This is a genomic window from Methanobrevibacter sp., from assembly GCF_045126245.1.
In the GTDB taxonomy this organism is placed as follows: Archaea; Methanobacteriota; Methanobacteria; order Methanobacteriales; family Methanobacteriaceae; genus Methanocatella.
This window is the reverse complement of the sequence record NZ_JBGVOG010000082.1, coordinates 1-20,947: the sequence shown is the minus strand read 5'-3', so window position 1 is coordinate 20,947 and position 20,947 is coordinate 1. Positions and strand designations below refer to the sequence as shown.

Annotated in this window: 9 protein-coding genes; 7 read left to right on the top strand and 2 right to left on the bottom strand. The window is 35.6% G+C overall.

From position 1 onward, the window contains the following. The coding region (locus ACJMLZ_RS06410) for a hypothetical protein (protein ID WP_405304673.1) at window positions 1-1,813 on the top strand (1,813 nt) is incomplete at its 5' end. Between the two features lie 103 nt (window positions 1,814-1,916). On the opposite strand, the gene ACJMLZ_RS06405 is transcribed toward ACJMLZ_RS06410, so the two are convergent. Further along, on the bottom strand, window positions 1,917-2,096 hold the full coding sequence (locus ACJMLZ_RS06405; protein ID WP_405304671.1) for a hypothetical protein: 180 nt from the start codon (window positions 2,094-2,096) through the stop codon (window positions 1,917-1,919). A 133-nt stretch (window positions 2,097-2,229) separates the two neighbouring features. Here ACJMLZ_RS06405 and ACJMLZ_RS06400 point away from each other — a divergent pair, with 133 nt between their 5' ends. The 3 genes from ACJMLZ_RS06400 (at window position 2,230) to ACJMLZ_RS06390 (ending at window position 5,262) form a co-directional block, all read left to right on the top strand. Further along, entirely contained in the window at window positions 2,230-3,078 is an 849-nt protein-coding gene (locus ACJMLZ_RS06400; protein WP_405304669.1) for a cation diffusion facilitator family transporter, read from the top strand. An 18-nt stretch (window positions 3,079-3,096) separates the two neighbouring features. Next, the gene (locus ACJMLZ_RS06395) at window positions 3,097-3,906 is read left to right on the top strand and encodes a PfkB family carbohydrate kinase (protein WP_405304667.1); all 810 of its coding nucleotides are present in this window, start codon (window positions 3,097-3,099) and stop codon (window positions 3,904-3,906) included. A gap of 81 nt (window positions 3,907-3,987) precedes the next feature. Then, entirely contained in the window at window positions 3,988-5,262 is a 1,275-nt protein-coding gene (locus ACJMLZ_RS06390; RefSeq protein ID WP_405304665.1) for an ATP-grasp domain-containing protein, read from the top strand. Window positions 5,263-5,286: 24 nt separating this feature from the next. On the opposite strand, the gene ACJMLZ_RS06385 is transcribed toward ACJMLZ_RS06390, so the two are convergent. Further along, a complete protein-coding gene (locus ACJMLZ_RS06385; RefSeq protein ID WP_405304663.1) occupies window positions 5,287-6,660 on the bottom strand; it encodes an MFS transporter in 1,374 nt (457 codons plus the stop codon). A 239-nt stretch (window positions 6,661-6,899) separates the two neighbouring features. Between ACJMLZ_RS06385 and ACJMLZ_RS06380 the strand changes: the two genes are divergently transcribed. The 3 genes from ACJMLZ_RS06380 to ACJMLZ_RS06370 form a co-directional block, all read left to right on the top strand. Continuing rightward, a complete protein-coding gene (locus tag ACJMLZ_RS06380; protein ID WP_405304661.1) occupies window positions 6,900-14,735 on the top strand; it encodes a condensation domain-containing protein in 7,836 nt (2,611 codons plus the stop codon). Window positions 14,736-14,815: 80 nt separating this feature from the next. Continuing rightward, window positions 14,816-15,643: a class I SAM-dependent methyltransferase gene (locus ACJMLZ_RS06375; protein WP_405304659.1), complete on the top strand. Its 828-nt coding sequence runs from the start codon at window positions 14,816-14,818 to the stop codon at window positions 15,641-15,643. Between the two features lie 295 nt (window positions 15,644-15,938). Next, on the top strand, window positions 15,939-20,947 hold a 5,009-nt coding region (locus tag ACJMLZ_RS06370; protein WP_405304657.1), incomplete at its 3' end, for a DUF4011 domain-containing protein.

The window sequence follows — 20,947 nt, the reverse complement described above, 5'->3', positions numbered from 1 at the left end:
TTATACCGCTTATATGGACAATGGACAGATGATTGTGCTTTTAGATGTATCCTTAATAAACTATGTGGGAAATCCAAAATTTATTTTGGTTCATAATGAGGATGATTACTACTATTATTTTGGAATAAATCTTACACTCGCATTAGAAAGGAATATTTATTCTTCTGCAAGAATCAACACTGCAGAAAATGAATTTATTCACGGTGATTGTTACATCAATTTCACTGCTGAAAACTGTGATGGGTATTATATTGTCATGACTGATGAAGATGGTGAGATTGTATATGAAAAGATTAATAGAAATGATGGTTCAGGGCCATTAGATGATCCACTAATTAGTCCCTCATTGAATGAAGGTAAAAATTACACTGATTTGATATTTGTTGATTTACCTGCCGGATATTATAACATAACCGTAAATAGTTTGGGGTCATTATGGATAATAGGCAGTTCTGTTTCCAAAATGATTAGAATATTGCCTTTAAATTCAACAATCGATGTTGATGTGGAAAGTGAAGCTGTCTATGGCAATCCAATCAGTGTTGGGATAAGTGGTGAAAACCTCACAACAGTTAATGTGACTGTGTATGATTCAAATGGAAACATTGTATTTAGTCAGAATACGACTGAAAGTGTTATTGTTCTGCCTGTTTTGCCTGCGGGAATGTATAATGTGACTGCATTCAATTATGGTAATGTGAACATTAGTGGGTCTATGGATTCAAAAATGGTCAATATCTTGAAGGCATCCAATAATGCTCTTGTCAGTGTTGGTGATGTTGTTTATGGTGTTGGGGCGTTTGTTGTTGTGACTGCTGATGTTGACGGCGACTATACTCTTAACATCAATGGAACACTTGAAACTGTTGATGTGGTGGATGGTGTTGGAAATGTTTCCGTTTCATTGAAGCCTGGATTTTATTGGGCTAATGCTACCTTCAACAATCCAAATTATGAATCAGCAATTATTAACGATACTTTCACTGTTTTGAAAGCCGGTACAAACATTACTGTCTTTTATGATGCTGAAAGTAATGAGATGGTTGCTGTTTTGACTAATAACGCTACCGGTCAGACCATTAAAGGCTATACTTTAAAGGTTAAGCTTCATGGTGAGACTTATAAGCTTGTGACTGATGTTAATGGTCAGGTTAGGGTTTCTGCTGCTGATTTGACTCCTGGAACTATTTATACTGTTGGTGTTACATTCAATGGCGGTACCAAGTATAACGCTTCTAAAGTGACTGCGAAGGTTCCTATTGTTGCAGATACTACAGTTTCAGTCTTTTATGATGCTGAAACTAAGGATATGGTTGCAACCTTAATCAATAATGCTACCGGTCAGGCCATTAAAGGTTTCACACTCCATGTCAAGCTTCACGGTGAAACATACAAGCTTGTAACTGATGCCAATGGTCAGGTCAGAATCTCTGCTGCTGATTTGGATCCGGGAACTATTTATACTGTTAGTGTTACTTTCAAGGGTGGTACCAAGTATAATGCTGCCAAAATAACTGCTAAGATTCCTATTGTTGCGAATACTTCAGTTGAAGTGGGTTATGATGAGGATGACGGCAGAATTTTCGCAGGTTTGATTAATTCGGATACTGATGATGCCATTAAAGGTTTCACTCTTAGGGTCACTATAAACAATGAATATTACAAGCTTGTGACTGATGAGTATGGTCTGGTTAGTGTTTCTGTTGCCCATTTGGCACCAGGAGATTATACCGTTACTGTCGTTTTCTTAGGAGGCACTAAGTATAATCCTTCTCAAACAAGCGAAACCATATACATTGAAAGTTTAATATAATCATAAAAAAGGAGATTTATTCTCTCCTTTAACTTTTTTTTTATAAAAAAAGACCATCTCAGTGAAATATTTTAAAAAAAGTGTTTATGGTTCCATAATCATTCTAGACTAGAACACTTAAAATCAGATATGGGAACACACAGGCTATAACGAATAATACAACGCCTAAACCTAATTTGTTCCTATCTTCTTCTAGAGAACCAATTATAATTAATAAAATTGAGAAAAATCCAATAATTACTGGAAGGATATGTGAAAATATTGTTGTTCCAACTATTGCCATTTTAAATCACTATTTATTTTATTAATCTTTAAATTATTTAAATCTATTCGAAAATTAATTAAAACATATTTTAATTATATTAATTAATAGTTTAAGGAACTTTTTTATTTCATTGTTGTAAATAGTAATAATCATGAGAATTGATACTCATCATCATCACAAGAAAGCAGGTGAAAACTTAGCATTTGTTTTTTTCATAAATCTAACTTTCAATATATTGGTTGTAATCGGAGGACTTGCAACCAACAGTATGGCAATACTCGCCGACTGTATCCATGACATGTCAGATACCATTTCAATAGCTCTGGCCTGGGCTTTGGAAAAGGTTTCTCAAAAGGATTCCACTGATGAGTATTCTTATGGATATCAGAGATTTTCCATTCTGGGAGCAGTTATCATTTCCATTTTTATCATCATCATGGCATTCATAATTCTTAGGGAAGCGGTTCCCAGATTATTTGTTCCGGAAAGTGTTGATGCGGGTGGAATGCTGATTGTGGCAGTTATTGGGATTATATTCAAATCAATTTCTGTTCATCGCCTTCATGACGGCGAAACATTTAATGAAAAGGCAATCTTGATTCACCAGCTTGGAGACATCTTCGAGTGGGTGGCTATTTTGGCTTTAAGTTTAATACTAATGTTTTGGGATGGCGCTCAATACTTGGATCCTTTTGTATCAATCGGAATTGCATTATGGTTGATATTTAACTTGGGAAGAAATCTATATAAGTCATTTGAGGTTTTGCTTCAAAAAACACCTAATTATTTTGATGTCGTTGAATTTAAAAGTCAGATTTTAGCAATTGACGGAGTAGAGGCCATTGATGATTTTCACATTTGGTCACTTGACGGAATCGACTCTGTGATGACATTGAAGGTCAATGTTGATTTTGGAAAAAATGCTGAAAAAATTAAAAAAGAGATTTATACGATTTCAAACAGATATCATGTTGTTGATATTACAATCGAGCTTGACTAAAATTTTAATGGAGAACTTATGACATTAGTTGTTATCGGACCGGTTACAAATGATTTGGTAGTTATTGGTGAGCAAGAGTTTCAAAAAGTAGGTGGGGCAACCTACTATCAATCATTCGTTTTTGAAAAGTTTTATAAAGATTATTTGGCTATTGTAAACTGTTCTGATTCTGATTTGGTTAATGATTTTCCAAATTCGGATAAGGTGAAAGTAGTTTTAAAGGATGATACTCATTATTTTGTAAACAGATATCCCTTTGAAGACAATCTTGACATACGTGAGCAATCAAGTAATTTTGCAGACATTCCAATTTTAAGAAGCGACTTGGAAAATATTTTGCCTGATGAAATTGACGGCTTTGTTTTAAATCCTCTAAACAGGTATGATTTTCCAGCTGAAACAATAGAATTTTTGAAAAGTTTTGATGTTCCGATTTTTTTATCAATACAGGGATTTTTAAGATTGCCCGGCATACAAATTAATGAAAATTATACTATTAAATTAGATAACTTCGGTGAATTAAGTGGTATTTTATCTGGTGTTACTGCAATATTTCTGGATGAGGCAGAAGCAAACATCATTGATGGATGCTTTGATGTGGATGAAATGGTCATAACAAATGGAAGTCATGGTTCAAGAATTGTTTCTGAGGGTGAAATTAAAATTGAGGCGGTAAAATGTGAAAATGTTGTTGACACAACAGGCTGCGGAGACACATATATGGCGGCTTATATCTCTAAAAGATTAACAGATATTTCCATTGAAAAATCAGGAAGGTTCGCTTCAAAAATAGCCAGTGAAAAACTGAAAAACCATGGGCATTATTGAGGTAATGGTAGTTAAATTTATTTATTTTTAATTTATATATTATTAAAACGACATAATCAATTTATTATTAGGAGTCATAAAATGAAAAAGGAAAATATGGTGGTAATAGAGGCAATTTCTTCAGGTGTCAATTATATTCATGATATTAAAGAGTTGGGTTATAATCCAGTATGTGTTGAGCTGTATCATGAAGATAAGGAAGAAAGGGAACTTCAAAGATTTTTGCATGATTTCAATTATTCTCTGGTTTGTGATGAATCACCAGATATACTTATGGCCGATGAAAGTTATCAAAAAACATTGGAAATGATAAGGCAGCTTGATCCTCTATTGATAATTCCTGCATCTGATTTGGGTATTCCATGGGCAAACAAAATGTCTTATGAATTGGGTTTGCCGGGCAATAATCCGAATCTCCTGGACAAGATGATGAGTAAAAAATGTATGCAGGAGTCCCTTAAAAAAGCAAATTTGAGGTATATTAGAAGCAAGCCAATAAAGTCTTTTGAAGATGCTAAGGAATTTATGTCAGAAATTGGTTCTTCTCAAGTTGTTATTAAGCCTAGTGTAGGCAGGGCTTCAGTTGGTGTTTGTATTTGCAGAAATGATGATGAAATAAGGGATGCGATAAAGCTTAATGAGGATATGTCTTCAGATGATGATGAAATTATTATTCAGGAATACATCGGCGGCAGGGAGTATGCTCTTGATTCGGTTTCATGCAACGGAGTAAACAGGATTGTTGCAGGATATCGATACGATAAAATTAAATCCGAAGGAGGAGCCCCTATATATGACCATGCACTGGCGGTTGATGAAAATGACTCTGATTTTAAAAAAATCATGGAATATCACAAAAAGGTAATCTCAGCCATAGGAATTGAATATGGGGCAGTCCATATAGAATATAAGGTTGATGATAAAGGTCCGGTCCTCATGGAAGTAAACTGCAGGGTAAACGGCCGTGTACAGTTATATTTCGTGGAAGATAAAATTTGGGGCGAACATCATGCAGGTGCTGCTCTTGAAGCTTATATGGGTTCCGATGCATTCTTTGAAAAAATAGATAAGCCAGTAATTATTGACCATATGTATATGGGAAAGGATTTGATTGTACCTGAGGAATGCTTTGTAATCAAATCAAATTTAGACACTGTTTTTAATGATTTGGAATCTGTCATATCCACCATACCACTTGGTGAGAATAGAATTTATCCAAAAACTGTAGACCTGTCCACAATTGGGGGAATAATTCATTTGGTAAATAAGGACAGAAACAAACTGTTGGATGATTTGAATACGATAAAAAGAATGGAAAAAGAGGAATTCGATAAAATATTGGAAATAAAAAAATAGTTTAAAGGGTTTTTAAAACCCTATTTAACTGTTGCGTGTTGATAACTTAATTCCCCATATTGAAAATGCGATTGCTATAATACATAAAACAGTACAGATAATGGCGATAATATTTAAGGAATCAACAAATAATCCAGCATATTCTTTAGATAGCGGTAAAGTACCCATGACAAATGCACATATGAGAGTCAAAAGACTCAAACTCATTGTCTGTCCGCAAGACCTTAATGTAATTTGTGTTGCGGATGCGTAAGGTGCATGTTCTTCAGGAACAGAACTCATAACTGCATTTGTATTTGGAATGGAGAACAATCCTGTTCCCACAGCAATCAGAGCCATTGCGATTATGACTGCATATACTGAAGTAGTCACATCTAAAAAAATCAAGCCAATAAGCGGAACCAATATTACTCCCAATCCTATTGTGGAAAGTTTCTGTGGATGAATCTTATCTGAAAGCCTTCCTGAGTTAGGTGAAATTATTGCCAATATGATTGGCGGAACAATAAGTATAAGTCCTGTAAGTTGAGGATCCCATCCTTTTGCATACTGGAAATAATAGTTGAATATCACGTCAAACACTGCAATTGCAAAAAAGCAGAAGAATCCGGTTAGATTGTATGCGGCAAATATCTTATTTTTAAATAACTTGATTTTGAATACTGGAAGTTTTACTCTGTATTCATATATTCCGAATATTATGAGGATTGCAATACCTAATATTGCAGATACTCCTCCAGTTATTGAAAGCAAATCGGAAAATCCGTATACAAATAAGATTATTCCAATTACATATAGTGAACCGCCAACAATATCCATTTTGTCATTTTCATTGGTAATCCACTCTTTTTTAACTTTTAAAAGTGTTACTGCGCCACAGAATATCACTAATGGGATTATCATATAAAATACTGATCTCCATCCGAAGTTATTAATCAAATATCCTCCAAGCAATGGTGCTGTGATGCATCCGAGGTAGGAACCGACAATAACCATACCCAATGATTTTCCACGATTGTTCTTATCGATTGCCAAGACAATAATAGCTGTTTCAGCAACAAGATATAAAGCATAACCAATACCCTGTATTGCTCTGGATAATACAAACATCTCCGGAGAGATGGAAATGCAGGAAATGATTAAACCAACAAGAAATATTAAACATCCAATAACGAATACCTTTTTACATCCGTATTTACTGCAAATCTGACCTGCGGGAATAGTTGATGCAGAAATAAAGATGGATACCATTGTCAAAGCCCAATTCTGGGTAACGTTGTTCATCATATATTCATTTCCTATGCTGGGCATTGCAAGTGCAGTAGCATTTAGCAGGAATAATGTTGAAAATGATGTGATAAAAGAGACCAATAAGATATATTTTTCTAGCTTTTCCATAAAAACACATTCTTTTAAGTAATTTAATATTATTTATGGATAGGGTCTTTTAAATAATTATAGTTTCAATCCGTGGAGCAATCATGTAGAATTTAGTTTTGGATAAGTTATTTATTCGGGGGATTGAAAACGGGGCATTTGATTGTATCTTATGCTTTTGAGTTGGAAATATTTATATCTTAATTTTAATATATCAAATATTGAATAAATTTTTGTTTATTGCTTGAGGGGGCATTTATATGGAAGGCTACGAAATTAAATTTGAATTTGATAGCAGTTATTTGGATAAATATCAATTGGATGCAATCTTCAATAAAATCGGAAATGGATTAAATATCCGCTTTGATGAAAATTTAAGGCCATATTCAACAGATGATGATAAGATTTACCTCATTGAAGATGTTAGCGGTGAATCTGGTGAAAACATTAGATTAATAAAGGATTCCTTTTTTGATTTTACTTTTGAAAATATTGTTGATGTTTCGTTATATAGATTTCTTGTTTTAAAAAACAACGATAAATTAACAGTTTTAGCAAATATTCACTCATCAATATTCGATTATTCCTCCATAAATGCATTTCATGATTTATTCAATGGATTTGATGAAAACCCCTTAAAAAATGCGGCCCTCCAGTATTATGATCATGTTGATAATTATTTGAACTCCTCTGATTTTGAAAAGGATTTGGCTTATTGGAATAATTGCCTGTCAGATATTGGAAATCATGTCAGATATTACAATATTGAATCGGATAGCTATGGAAAAATAAAAATTCCTCTTGAAAACGAATCGGTTTCAAACTTCTTAAATGATTATGATGTTTCTAAATTTAGGTTCATATTGGCAATGTTTTCATTATATTTGTCCAGAATTGACAGAACTGGAGGATGTCTTTTAAAAACAATCAAACCAAGCAATAAAAATCAGATAGGGCCATTTGATAAAAATGTATTATTAAACCTCAAATATGATGGGGAAAAATCATTCACTGATTATTTAAAAGATGTTGGATGTGTTTTTGACAGTTTAGCGGAACATACTAAAGTCGACATCGATTATTATATCAATGAAAATTTAACCGGCTATTACATTTATGACTTCACTGAATTTGAAGATATCCATGTTGTAAACGGAAAAAATTCTGCATTGACTTTAAACTTATTTGACGACTATATGGAACTTATTTACAACACTGATTTATTTTCGGATGTGTATATTGAGCATATGGCCGCTAATATCCAATCATTAATTGATAATATCATTGCCTCACCTAATAAACTTTGCAGGGAGATGGATATCCTCTCAGATGATGAAAAACAGTTAATATCAAAGTTTTGTAAAGGAAAAAGGAAGGAATATGACAAGGATAAGACTCTCGCATATATGTTTCGCGAAAATGCAAAGAATAATCCTGATAAGCTTGCAGTTGATGACGGTATAAACCAGATAACATATGGTGAACTGGAAAAGTCCACCAATTCAATTGCACATGATTTACATGATAATTATGGTATTGATTTTGGTTTTCCTGTAGGCCTGATGCTTAAAAGGAATTATCATTTTCCGGAGATGGTTTTGGCTTTAAATAAAATTGGAGCTACAGTAATTCCAATAGATACACAATACCCTGCTAAACGTATTGAGCAGATGATAAATGTCTCTCAGGCAAGACATATAATAACCACAAATGAGATGGCGCAGGATTTGGACTTGGATATAAATAAGATATGCATTGAAGATTTAAAATATGATTCGGATGTTGAAGTGGAAATAAATGGAGGTGCTGATGATTTATTTGCCATCATGTTTACCTCTGGTACAACAGGACTTCCTAAAGGTGTAATGGTTCCAAACAAGCAGCTGTGTGGAATGGCCAATGTTCATACGCATATTATTTTCTCCCAGGGGGATTGTGACACAATAGGGTGTTATTCAAGCTTTAGCTTTGTAGGGGTATATTGGATATTCTGGGCATTGTATTTTGGTAATTCTGCCAGAATTTTCAATGAACAGGAACGTGAGGACTTTTTACTGTTCATAAAGGCTCTTGAGGATTGTCCTCTTCATTTCATAATTCTTCCGGCGGTTTTAATAAAACCTATTTTGGAGAATGAGAATATACAGATAGACTATCTTATTTCTGCAGGTTCAAAAATGAACCAGTTGGCTAGCATAAAAACCAATAAGACATTATGCAACGCATACGGTTCAACAGAAATAAAAGCAACAGCTCATGTTTGTAATTTAAAAGAAGGCGATTTTTCAATTGGAAAGCCTCTGGACAATACCTGGATTTATATTCTGGATGAAAACTGTATGGAGGTGCCTGTTGGTGTTGCCGGTGAAATCTGCATTTCAACAGATAATCTGAGTCTGGGTTATATCAACAATCCTGAAATGACAAGGCAAAGGTATGTTGACAATCCATATGCAGATTGTGAGGATAATAAGATATTATATCACACAGGAGATGTGGGTTATTATAATTTCGACGGTAACATTGAAATTATAGGGCGTAATGATGATCAGTTATCTGTTAGGGGTTTTAGGATAGAATCTGATGAAATACTTAGAATAATGAACGGTTATGATGCAATCTCACAGGTTTGTCTGGACGTCGACAATGAGAATCTCACAGCATACTATACAACAAATGATGATGTGGATATTGAAATTGTAAGGGAAGCACTGAAAAGTGAATTGCCGGGATATATGATTCCTTCACTTTTCATTGAATTGGATTCGATACCATTAAATGTCAATGGAAAAATAGACAAATTTGCATTGAAAAGTATTTCTAGAGAAACTTCCAGTTCACATATTGATGATGAAATCCTTAAATCTGTTTTGGATTCATTTAAAAAGGTTTTAAATACATCTTCCGTTTTCCTGGATGATGATTTTGTATCTCTTGGGGGCAATTCATTGGTTGCAATGAAACTCCAGCTTGAACTGAAAGAAAAATTGGATGTAAGTTTATCTTCAAATCAGATTATTGAGCTTTCCACACCAGCAAATATTGGAAACTACATCAAATTCAACTTGAATCATCATATTACTGGTGAAGAAATAAATTACACTTTCGATGGAGGATGCCATCTATCTGGTGCCCAGTTAAATATATTTCTTGATGAAATGGTTAAGGATGTTGGCACTGCATACAACAATTCATTCATGATTAAATTCAAGAAAAAATATTCCTCAGATGAGTTTAAAAGGGCTATTGGCAAGCTGATTGAAGTATATCCTATCTTCAAATCCCGTGTTGTAGTTGATGAAGGGGATTTGCCTAAGTGTGTTTTCGATGCTGAAATAGAAATCACTGAAGGATTTCTAAGCGATATTGATTCTTTTGTCAGGCCTTTTGAACTGGATAAATGCCTGTCCAGGTTTTTGATAGTGGAAGATGATTCGTCTAATTATTTATGCTGTGATTTCCATCATATGATTTTTGATGGTACCTCATTGAATATCTTCCTGGAGCAGCTGAATTCTATTCTGAATGGTGATGAAACCGATTTTGTCGATAATGGAATTTTAAGACAGGTTTCATTTGAAGAGACCATCAGTCCTGATTATTTAAATGATGCTGAGGATTTCCTGCATGGCATGTTGGCCAGTAGAGATGAGGTTCATGATCTGTTACCTCCTTTAGACGGTGAGGAATCAATTTACACAGATACATTTGATATTGATGATGAGTATCTGACATCATTTTTGCAAAGCCATCTCATAACTCACAACCAGTTCTTTGCATCTGTCTTCGGATATGCCTTATCGAAGTTTGCATGTTCTACAAAAGTTCTGTTTAACATTGTTGAAGACGGCAGAGGCCATATTGATTTATCAGATTCGGTGGGGATGTATGCTAAAAATCTCCCGGTACTGATGGACTGTGCAAATCAGGATGTAAATTCTTTTCTTGAGTATTCTTCAAGTTTAATCAATTCGCTCATGAAATATGATGCTTATCCTTTACACCATCTGGTTAATGATTTCGATTTAAATTCAAATATAGTATTCCAGTATGCCCCTGATCTTTTTTACAATGAATTCTGCGATAAATTTGACTATAAAATTGAGGGATTAACACACGATGCCTTTGGGGACATTGTATTCTACATATTCAACATTGACACCAATAAGATGGGAATTAAAATTTTCCATTCAAACAGGTTCTCGGATGAATTCGTAAGGCAGTTTGCGGATTCCTTTAAATTAATTTTAAAGGAAATGTTCACTGTTAGAGATTTATCCGAAATCAGTTATATCAAAGAATCTGATTTGGAAATTCTGGATGATATCAATCATACGGAACATACAATAGGATATGATGATATTATCGATGCATTCAATGACAATCTATCAAAATATCCGGACAGCCAACTGGTATCATTTAACGATGTTAGCTATAGTTATGCGGAAGGCGCATATATTGCAGATAAAATAGCTAAACGGTTGGTTGAATTGGGTGTTTGTCCGCAGGATAATGTAGGATTTTTGGTTGAACGTTCACAGTTATATATGTTCTGTATTTTGGCCATAATGTCTATGGGGGGAGTTTACGTTCCTCTGGATGACAATCTGCCTGATGAACGTTTGAAATTCATGGTAAAAGACACAGGTTGTGATGTGATACTGGCAAGTGACGAGACTTACGAGCGTGCTTTAAAGTTATATCCAAATAATCGCATTGTAAACATATCTGATATTTCATCAGAAATGGGAATATTAAATCATCTTGATGTTATAGGCGGAGAGTTGGCATGTATTTTATATACAAGCGGAAGTACAGGCCTTCCTAAAGGTGTTGAAGTGACAAGAAAATCATCTCTGAATATTTCTGCATATTATGCTGATACCTATAATCTCTCTAACCACGATGTTTTTGGAATGTATGCATCCATAGGTTTTGATGCGGGATCCCATGCGATTTTATCCACAATCTATGCCGGCGCGGCACTGTCTGTAGTTCCGAGTGACATCCGTCTAAACGTGTTTAAATTGAATGAATACTACATGAATCAGGGTGTTACCCAAACATTCATCACAACTCAGGTCGGCAAGCTCTTTATGCAGAGTATTGAAAAGACTTCCTTAAACGTTCTGGTTGTTGGCGGTGAAAAATTGGGCGAATTTGAAAGTCCCGAAGATTATGATTTAATTGATATTTATGGTCCGACTGAGGCCTTTGTTTTTGTTGCATCAAGCAATAATTCCGATAAGACAGATTATTCCTCAGTAGGTAATCTGGTCTATAACACAAAGGCATATGTTTTGGATGAGGAGTTAAGGCGCATACCCGTTGGGGCTATTGGCGAGTTGTATCTTGCAGGCCATCAGATAGCTAGGGGTTATATCAACAATGTTGAAAAGAATATTGAATCATTTGTTGACAATCCATTTGATGGCAGTGACGGTTATAATGTGATGTATCGTACTGGAGATATGGCAAAGGTATTGCGTGATGGGTCATTTGCAATTATGGGGCGCCGTGACAATCAGGTAAAAATCAGAGGAAACCGTGTGGAACTCTCAGAACTTGAATTTATCATTCGTGAAATTGATTATGTGGATGATGTTACAGTCCAAACAGTCAAAAACGGGTTGAACAATGAACTTGTCGTATATGTTGTTCCATCCCGCCCTGTCATCAATCTAAAAGAGTCTGTTCAGGATTACGTTTCATCTAAAAAACCGCAATATATGGTGCCGTCACACGTAATCAGTCTTGATAAAATTCCATTAAACATTAACGGCAAGGTAGACCGAAAAAGGCTTCCTCAAATAAACATTGAAAGCGACGGGGATTATGAAGCTCCACAATCCTATTTTGAACATGCTATAGCCCATGGATTTTCAGAAGTTTTAGGTATTTCCAGACCGATTGGCCGTAATGAAGAGTTTTCATCATTGGGCGGGGACTCAATCAGCGTAATGATGCTGATAGTTAAATTAAGAGAGTCCAACATCAATATAAACGTTAAGGATGTTTTAGACAATCAATCCGTTAAAAGGATAGCTGAAAATGCACAGTTTAAACTGTCAATCAATAAGGTATCTCAGGATGCCTTTGAGGGTTTTGTCGATACAACTCCTATCGTTCAGCATTTCTTTGATTCAAACTTTAAAAATCCTTCTTATTTCAATCAGGCCTTGTTTTTCGAATCATCACAAAAGATTGATGAGGATATTCTTAAAAAAGCAATGTCGGTTGTTTTAAACCATCATGACTTGCTGAGGGCGAATGTTAAAGATGAAAAGATATTCGTCAGGCCGATAAACGATGAAGAATATTTCACAATAGAAAAATGTGACTCCACAGATTACAGAAGTGAATCAATAAGGATTAATAGTGAAATAAATATTTCCGATGGTCCTCTGATTAAATTGGCATTATTCTGTGAAAATGATATGGACTATTTATTGATTGTCATTCATCACCTTCTTGTTGATGGCGTCTCATGGAGGATAATCGTTGAAGACTTGAATCTTGCCTACGCGCAACTGCTTAACAATAAGGAGATAAGATTGCCTAACAAAACCAGTTCGTATCAGGATTATGCAAGGGCCATTAATAAATATCGCAGTGATGAAGAGCTATTGAAGGAAAAACCTTATTGGACAGATACGTTAGAATCCATGATGGAAATAAAGCATACGGAAATTAGTTCACAAATAAGAAAACGTGAGAAATTACTGTTAAGATTTTCGAAGGATAAAAGTTCCCTGCTTTTGAACAATGCTCCTAAAAACTATAATTCTTCCATCAACGGAATATTTTTATCCGCTGTTTTAAAGGCATGGAATAGTGTCATGGGTGATGATAAGCTTTCCGTTAGAATGGAGGGTCATGGACGTCATGATTTTGATGAGGACATTTTAATTGACAGGACAGTTGGCTGGTTTACCAATTGTTATCCTGTAGTTCTTGAATCAGAGTGCAGTGAAATTACACAGATAATCTATGATGTTGCAGAGATTTTGGACAGGATTCCACATGATGGATTCGGTTACCCTCCTTTGATGGGTATTGAAATCGAGGAACTTCCTTTATTCACCTTCAATTATCTGGGTGAAATGAATAAGCTCAAAACAGGGGAAATGTTTGTTGCTAAATATAATCCTAATATGGAAGATATTATTGCAGTTGAAAATAATTACGGCACTGATATAGCAATGAACGGTTATTCACTAAGTCGTGAAACCCATTTTAATTTGGAATATAATTGCGAAAGATTTTCAAGAGAGGATATGCAGGAGTTTGCAAATGAATTTTTAAAGACTTTGGATGAAATTGCCACATCATGTGATGAAAATGATTATAGAGATGATATTAAGATATTTTCAAATCATCCGAATAAGAAAAATCTGTTCTTCATTCACTCTGCAAACTATGGAAGCGAGTTCTTTTATTATATTGCCGAGCAGTTAAAGGATGATTACTCATTTTCAGTAATCGAACCGTATAACATAAACCACAAGGAAAATCCGCTTACAAGCATTGAGGAATTCGCATCAAAATACATAAAAATCATAAAGAGCATTCAGCCCGAAGGACCGTATTATATAGGCGGTCTTTGCTTTGGAGGGGCGATTGCACTTGAGATAGCTCAGCAGCTTAAGCAACAAAACGAAAAGGTTGAAAAGCTGATAATATTTGATGCACATTATATTGAAGATGAGCAACTGCAGGATTTGGTCATTCAAGATCAAATATTATATGCACGTAAATATCAAAAGGAGGGAGCATTGACTCCTAAGGATGAGGATATGGAATATATGGTTTTCCATGCAAATCTATCCGTAAAGATATGGTTAAGCTATAAGCTCAAGTTTTATGATGGTGAAACAATTTACTTCAAGGGAACCAGAAGACCTGAGGGTGAACTCAGTGAAACTGCAGCTAAATTGTTTGATTATGTATTTTCTAAAAAGGCAGGCGGATTTGAAGATTACTTCGATGAAGATAAGTTTTATGTTGTGGGGGTTCCTGCAGAACATAACAATATGTTTTCTACAGAAGCACTGAAAATCATAGTTCCTGAAATTAAGAAATTCACTGGGGACTGATTTAACAGAGGGGTAAGTAAACTTTTTATCATTTGATGATTTTATTTTATTATATAGGAAAAATTTTAACTGGTGAGACAATGAAAAGAGTGTGGGAAAATATAATACTTCCGATTTTCAAGCATGAACATATCAAGTCAATTGTTGAGATAGGTTCCGAGAAGGGAATAAATACTAAAAACATTTTGGAATATTGCATGGAAAATGGCGGTGAACTAACTTCAATTGACCCTGAACCTATGTTTGATGCATCTGCTTTTGAAAAGGAGTATGAAGGTCATTTTAAGATTTATAAAACATTAAGTTTAGAATCTCTGCCTCTTCTTGAAGGTTATGACTGTATTTTAGTTGATGGTGATCATAACTGGTATACTGTATACAATGAGCTTCAGTGCATTAACTCCAAATTCAATCAAGATAATTTCCCGGTGGTGTTCTTGCATGATGCTTCCTGGCCGTACGGTAGAAGAGACGCTTATTACAATCCTGATGACATTCCTGAAGAATACCAGAACGAATATATTAAAGTAATATCTGATGAGGAATGCGAAAGGCTGGAAGTCAATAGCTTAAAAACTCCCCTATATAAAGCAAAAGAGGAAAACACTCCTAAAAATGGTGTATTGACTGCTATTGAAGATTTCATAGATGACTGTGAACTTGATTTGCAGCTTCATTACCTGCCTATATTTTATGGTATTGCAATACTTCATGCAAAAGACGATGATCTGTTTGAATATATTGAAAAGATTATTCGAGACAACGACATCATGGCATATGTCGATGAGTTTTACATCAGAAGAATTCTTGATTGTGAAGATTTAATCGACGAGTTAAAAAAGGAAAATCAACAAAAGGATGCTGAAATTAGTAAGCTCAAACAGAAATTGGATGCAATTTCCAATTAAATGGCTTTGGGGATTTAATGAACTCCCTAAACAACTTTTTTTTTTAAAATATATGATGGTTGCATATCTCAAACCAATTAATTAAATTATAATTGCAACACATAATTAGTAGGGATACTATTTTTAAAGATTTGAAAAGGATTTAATTATTTTTTTGATATTGCTTATTAATTTTCCAATAATCTAAATATAACCTTGAATTATAGCTTTAATTTACTTTTAGAAAACTTTATTAATTAATATTAATATACTTATATATTGTATTTTTAAATTTTTAAACACTACAAGGGTCATCATGTTGAATAAATCATCAAATTTAATCGAAAAGGAATTTAAAAACTTACGTAAGGAGCTATTGGATTTAACTTTAAGAAATCAACTTCTTAACTTTAAAACAAGGGCTAAAACTATCACTATCACAAATCAGTCTCCTACAAACCTTTTTCAGACATTGGTCCTGCAGGAAAACAAAATGTATTTTGTGGCCAATAAGAAAGACAAAAAGGAAGACAAATCATCAGTTTGGGATCACATTCCATTTGATTTTTCAAAGTTTTCAGAAGGAGACAAGAAATTAGCCACTGACCTGACTCCAAAGGAGCTCCAGAAAAGATTATATTATATCAATAACCAGGCCAAAACAATGCTTCAGGAGCAGGGTTATAACATTCTTTATTTGGCAATAGGATTTTTGGAATGGAAAGACAAAACCAAGCCAAGACAAGTCAACAAGGCGCCTTTGGTGTTGATTCCAGTTTCAATGGAAAGGAAAAAGGTTGGGGAATCATTCAACCTTGAATGGACTGGAGAGGATATTCAGACTAACATTTCACTTAAAGCCAAGTTGTTGGAGGCGGGAATAGAGCTTCCAAATTTCCAATTCAAGAGATATGGTGAAGTCATTGACCATTATATCGCAAGCGTAAGACGTGCCGTCAGCAGAATGGACGGATGGAAAGTCAACAGTGATGTGGCTTTAGGTTTCTTTAGCTTTACAAAATTTGTTATGTATAATGATTTGAACCCTGATGCATGGGCTGAAAATGTTGATTTGACCAAGAATGAACTGATACAGGCCATTTTCAATCCTGCCAAAAACGATCAGGAAGCATTCAGGGAAGAGGACATCGATTCACAGCTTGAATACAGAAGCATGTATCAGGTTCTGGATGCTGATTCATCTCAGATTGCTGCTATCCAGGATGTCAAGGCAGGTCGCAATCTGGTTGTGGAAGGACCTCCTGGAACTGGTAAGTCACAGACTATCGTTAATCTGATAGCAGAACTTCTTGCTGAAGGCAAGTCAGTTTTATTTGTATCAGAAAAGATGGCTGCTCTTGATGTTGTAAAGGACAGGCTGACCGCTGTAGGTTTGGGCAAGTTTGTCTTGGAGTTGCACTCACATAAAACCAGACGTAAAAAATTCCTGAAGGATCTTCAGAAAGCAACCAATGTGCGTGCCCAGGAGCCGTTAAACATAGACCATACTATCCGCAAACTGGAGACACTGCGTCGCCAGCTTGATGATTATTCTCAAATTATTCACAGGCCTGCATTTGCCGTTAAACTATCTCCGTTCCAATTGTATGGAATGAAGGAATCCGCAGATGATTACTTTTCAAGAAAAAATGCTTTGATGCCATTGGTAAGATTCCAAAATCCTGAGGACATCACCTTAAAGGATTTGGATGACATGAAGGTATCCCTTGAAAACCTGGCTGAACTGTATCAGACCATTTCAAAGGAAAATCCTTGGAGTAAGTGCGCTCCAAAGAGCTTGCTTCCGGCGGATTTAAGGGAAATCGAAATGCTTATCAACGACTGTTTGCATGCATTGGATAATTTCCTGGTCGAGCGTGGAAGGGTTTATGACATTTACGGAATTAAAAAGCCTGATACCTTAAACGAATTCCAGAATTCCCTTTCGGCTTTCGAAATTATCAAATCACAAAATGCCGAACTGATAGACGGAAACATCATCAAGTCCGGGGCATGGAATAACAACAATGACGATGCATTCAGATTAATCCAAGAGCTTGAAAGGTACCAGAAATATTCCGGAATATTAAACAAATTCAATCAAAGCATTTTCCAGGCAGATATTGACCGATTGATATATGAGTTAAGAAACATTTCAAATAAAAAGTTCCGTTTCTTCAACAGCAAGCAGCACATTGAACTTGTGGAAAGGTATTATGCAGTGCCGGTATCAGGAAGTGTTGATGATATCATAAGGGACTTGCAGGAAGCAAAAGCCGTAATCAAAATCAGAAAGAATCTGGAAGCCAATGAGGCATTGGGTAGAAAATATTATGGCGGATATTGGCACTTGAATGCCGATCCAAATGACCTGAAGGCAATAGCAAAATGGATGAACGAATTTTCAGCCCTTGTCCGTGAGGGAACATTTTCCCAAAATACAATAGACTTGATGAGCAAGGATTTATTCGACATCAAGCCTGAGCGTGACCTTGCAGAGTACATCGATTCCGGAGAGGAGTTTGTCCGTGTACTTTCAAGGCTTAAGGATAAATTGAATCCAAGAAGCAAGTTGATTTTCAAACGTGAAACCGGCGATGTAAGTTTTGAGGCATGGCAGGAACAATTGTACAATTGGAGAGGGCAGCTGTCCAGTCTCCATTTATGGTCCCAATACTTGAATACCAAAAATGCTCTGGAAAGTGGGGATGCCAAAAAATTTGTGGAAGCCATTGAAAAGAGAAACATTAAAAAGGACGATATCCCCGCATTGGTGGATGGAAACTTTGCAGATTCACTTTTAAATATATTATTTGTTGAAAATCACGAATTGGCTGTGTTCATTGGAGAACTGCATGAAAACAGAATACGTGAATTTAAGGATTTGGATAAAAAGATACTGGTTTTAAATCGTAAGAGAATTTTCCAGAAATTAAACAGCAACATTCCAAAAATATTTGGTGGAACCGAAAATCCACAAGCTAAAATCCTTGCAGGAGAATTTACAAGAAAAAGCGGTCATATGCCAGTTAGAAAACTCTTGGAAAAGGCTGGCGGAATGATAAAACAGATTAAACCTTGTTTCATGATGAGTCCGTTGTCAATTGCACAATATTTGGATCCGACAAATGAAGAACTTCAGTTTGATGTTGTTATTTTCGATGAGGCAAGTCAGGTAAAGCCTGAGGATGCGCTTGGCGCATTCATGAGAGGAAAAACAGCTGTTGTTATGGGAGATACACAGCAATTGCCTCCGACATCATTTTTCGACCAGATGTCAGATGCAGACAGCGATGAGGAAGAGGCGACATCACTGGACATGGAAAGTATTCTGCATTTGTGTAAGCTGTCATTCCCAGTTAAAATGCTTAAATGGCACTACCGTTCACGTCACGAATCCCTGATTACAGTCTCAAACCGTGAGTTTTATGATGATGATTTGCTGGTTTATCCTTCACCTTCACATTCAGACCCTGAACTGGGTTTGAAATTCCATTACAACCCGAATACTGCATATGATAGGGGTTCATCATCTGCAAACCCTCTGGAAGCGCAGGATGTAGTTGAAGAAATCTTCAATCACTTTGAAAAATATGGAGATACAAAGAGTTTGGGTGTTGGAACATTTTCAGTTGCACAAAAGAACGCAATTTTGGAAGCCTTGGAGGTAAAGCGTAAACAATATCCTCAATATGAACCGTTATTCTCAGAAAATAAGGAAGAAAGGTTCTTTGTCAAAAACCTCGAAACAATTCAAGGGGATGAAAGGGATGTCATTCTAATTAGTGTCGGTTACGGTTTCGACAATGAGGGAAAGATGTCACTCAACTTCGGTCCTTTAAATCAGGATGGTGGGGAAAGACGTCTTAATGTATTGATTACACGTGCTAGGGAAAAATGTGTAGTATTTTCAAACTTTAAAGCTTATGACATGAAGTTAACAGCAAATCCTCCTTATGGTGTAAAATCACTTAAGGAATTTTTGGAATATGCTGAAAACCTGACATTGGGAACTCAAGGTGCAGGAGATTATACAAAAGAGCCGTTTGAAGATGCAATCGCCAGCTTTTTGGAAGAGAACGGCTATACAGTTGATAGGCAAATTGGATGTGCAGGCTTCAGAGTGGATTTGGCTATTGTTGATGATGAAAACCCTGGAAAATACATTTTGGGAATAACAACTGATGGAAAGATGTATTCGTCAAGTAAGGTGGCTCGTGACAGGGACAGGCTCCGTGAACAGGTATTGACAGGTTTGGGCTGGAAACTGTATCACCTATGGTCTACAGACTGGTATAGAAATAGGGATCTTGGCCGTAAGAAATTACTTGAAAATGTTGAAAAATCCATTAAAAAAGCCCGTGAAGAGGAAAAACGCAAATCTGAAGAGGCTAAAAAATTGGCTGAAAAACGCAGATTGGAAGCTGAAAAGAAAGCGGAGGAATTGCGTCTTGCACGTGAAAGAGAAGAGGCTGAAAGAAAAGCTCAAGAGGAATCACAGGAAGTCAACCCTGAAGACATCGGACCGAGCGATTTTGTTGAAGTTGAAAAGGTCGATGATGGTGATGATGTTTTGGAAAAACCTATTGATGTGGGTGGAATTGACCCGTCAGAATTCTTTGACGATAAGGAGACTCCAAAGGAAACTGTTAATGAAGATAATGTTGCTGCCGGCGAATCTGAATATGTTGTAGTTGAGGAAACTAAAGAGGATTCTAAAGACTATGAAAAAGATGAATCTGAGTTTGTGGTCGTTGAAGAAGAAAATAATGATTATAGTGATGTTTATGTTGAAAATGATTCTGAATTTGTAGTTGATGATTCTGCTACAGAAACTATAAAATCACAATCTGTGGATACGGATTCTGATATTGTTGAAGATAGTGAAAATTCGGATGATGCTGAAGTATGGGAAACTGATGATGAGAACACTTCCCAAAATGATGATGCTGAAGTGTGGGAATCCGATGAAGGAGTTTCCCCAGAGGATAATGCCGAAGTATGGGAAAATGAAAAGGATTACTCCGATGAAGCTTTCGATGAAAAATCTTCCAATCCAATACGGGATAGAATAAAATCACTCTTCAGTTCTGAGGAATCTGAAGAAAAGATGGAAAAAAATCCCCTATTCGCAGGCCTTAAATTTAGTAAGGATATAGGTGAAAATTCTGATTTAGAAGATGATTTAGATTATCCTGATGATAAAACCTCTAAAAAATCATCTAAAAAAGATGCTATTGATGAGCCTGAGGTTGATTTGGGTTCTGATGATGATTATATTTATGTTGATCACAGCAATGATGATGAACGCATTTTAAAAGATGA

Coding starts and splice junctions, on each gene's coding strand:
- ACJMLZ_RS06385 (WP_405304663.1), bottom strand. CDS start 6,660: ATGGAAAAGCTAGAAAAATATATCTTATTGGTCTCTTTTATCACATCA.
- ACJMLZ_RS06400 (WP_405304669.1), top strand. CDS start 2,230: ATGAGAATTGATACTCATCATCATCACAAGAAAGCAGGTGAAAACTTA.
- ACJMLZ_RS06380 (WP_405304661.1), top strand. CDS start 6,900: ATGGAAGGCTACGAAATTAAATTTGAATTTGATAGCAGTTATTTGGAT.
- ACJMLZ_RS06390 (WP_405304665.1), top strand. CDS start 3,988: ATGAAAAAGGAAAATATGGTGGTAATAGAGGCAATTTCTTCAGGTGTC.
- ACJMLZ_RS06375 (WP_405304659.1), top strand. CDS start 14,816: ATGAAAAGAGTGTGGGAAAATATAATACTTCCGATTTTCAAGCATGAA.
- ACJMLZ_RS06395 (WP_405304667.1), top strand. CDS start 3,097: ATGACATTAGTTGTTATCGGACCGGTTACAAATGATTTGGTAGTTATT.
- ACJMLZ_RS06405 (WP_405304671.1), bottom strand. CDS start 2,096: ATGGCAATAGTTGGAACAACAATATTTTCACATATCCTTCCAGTAATT.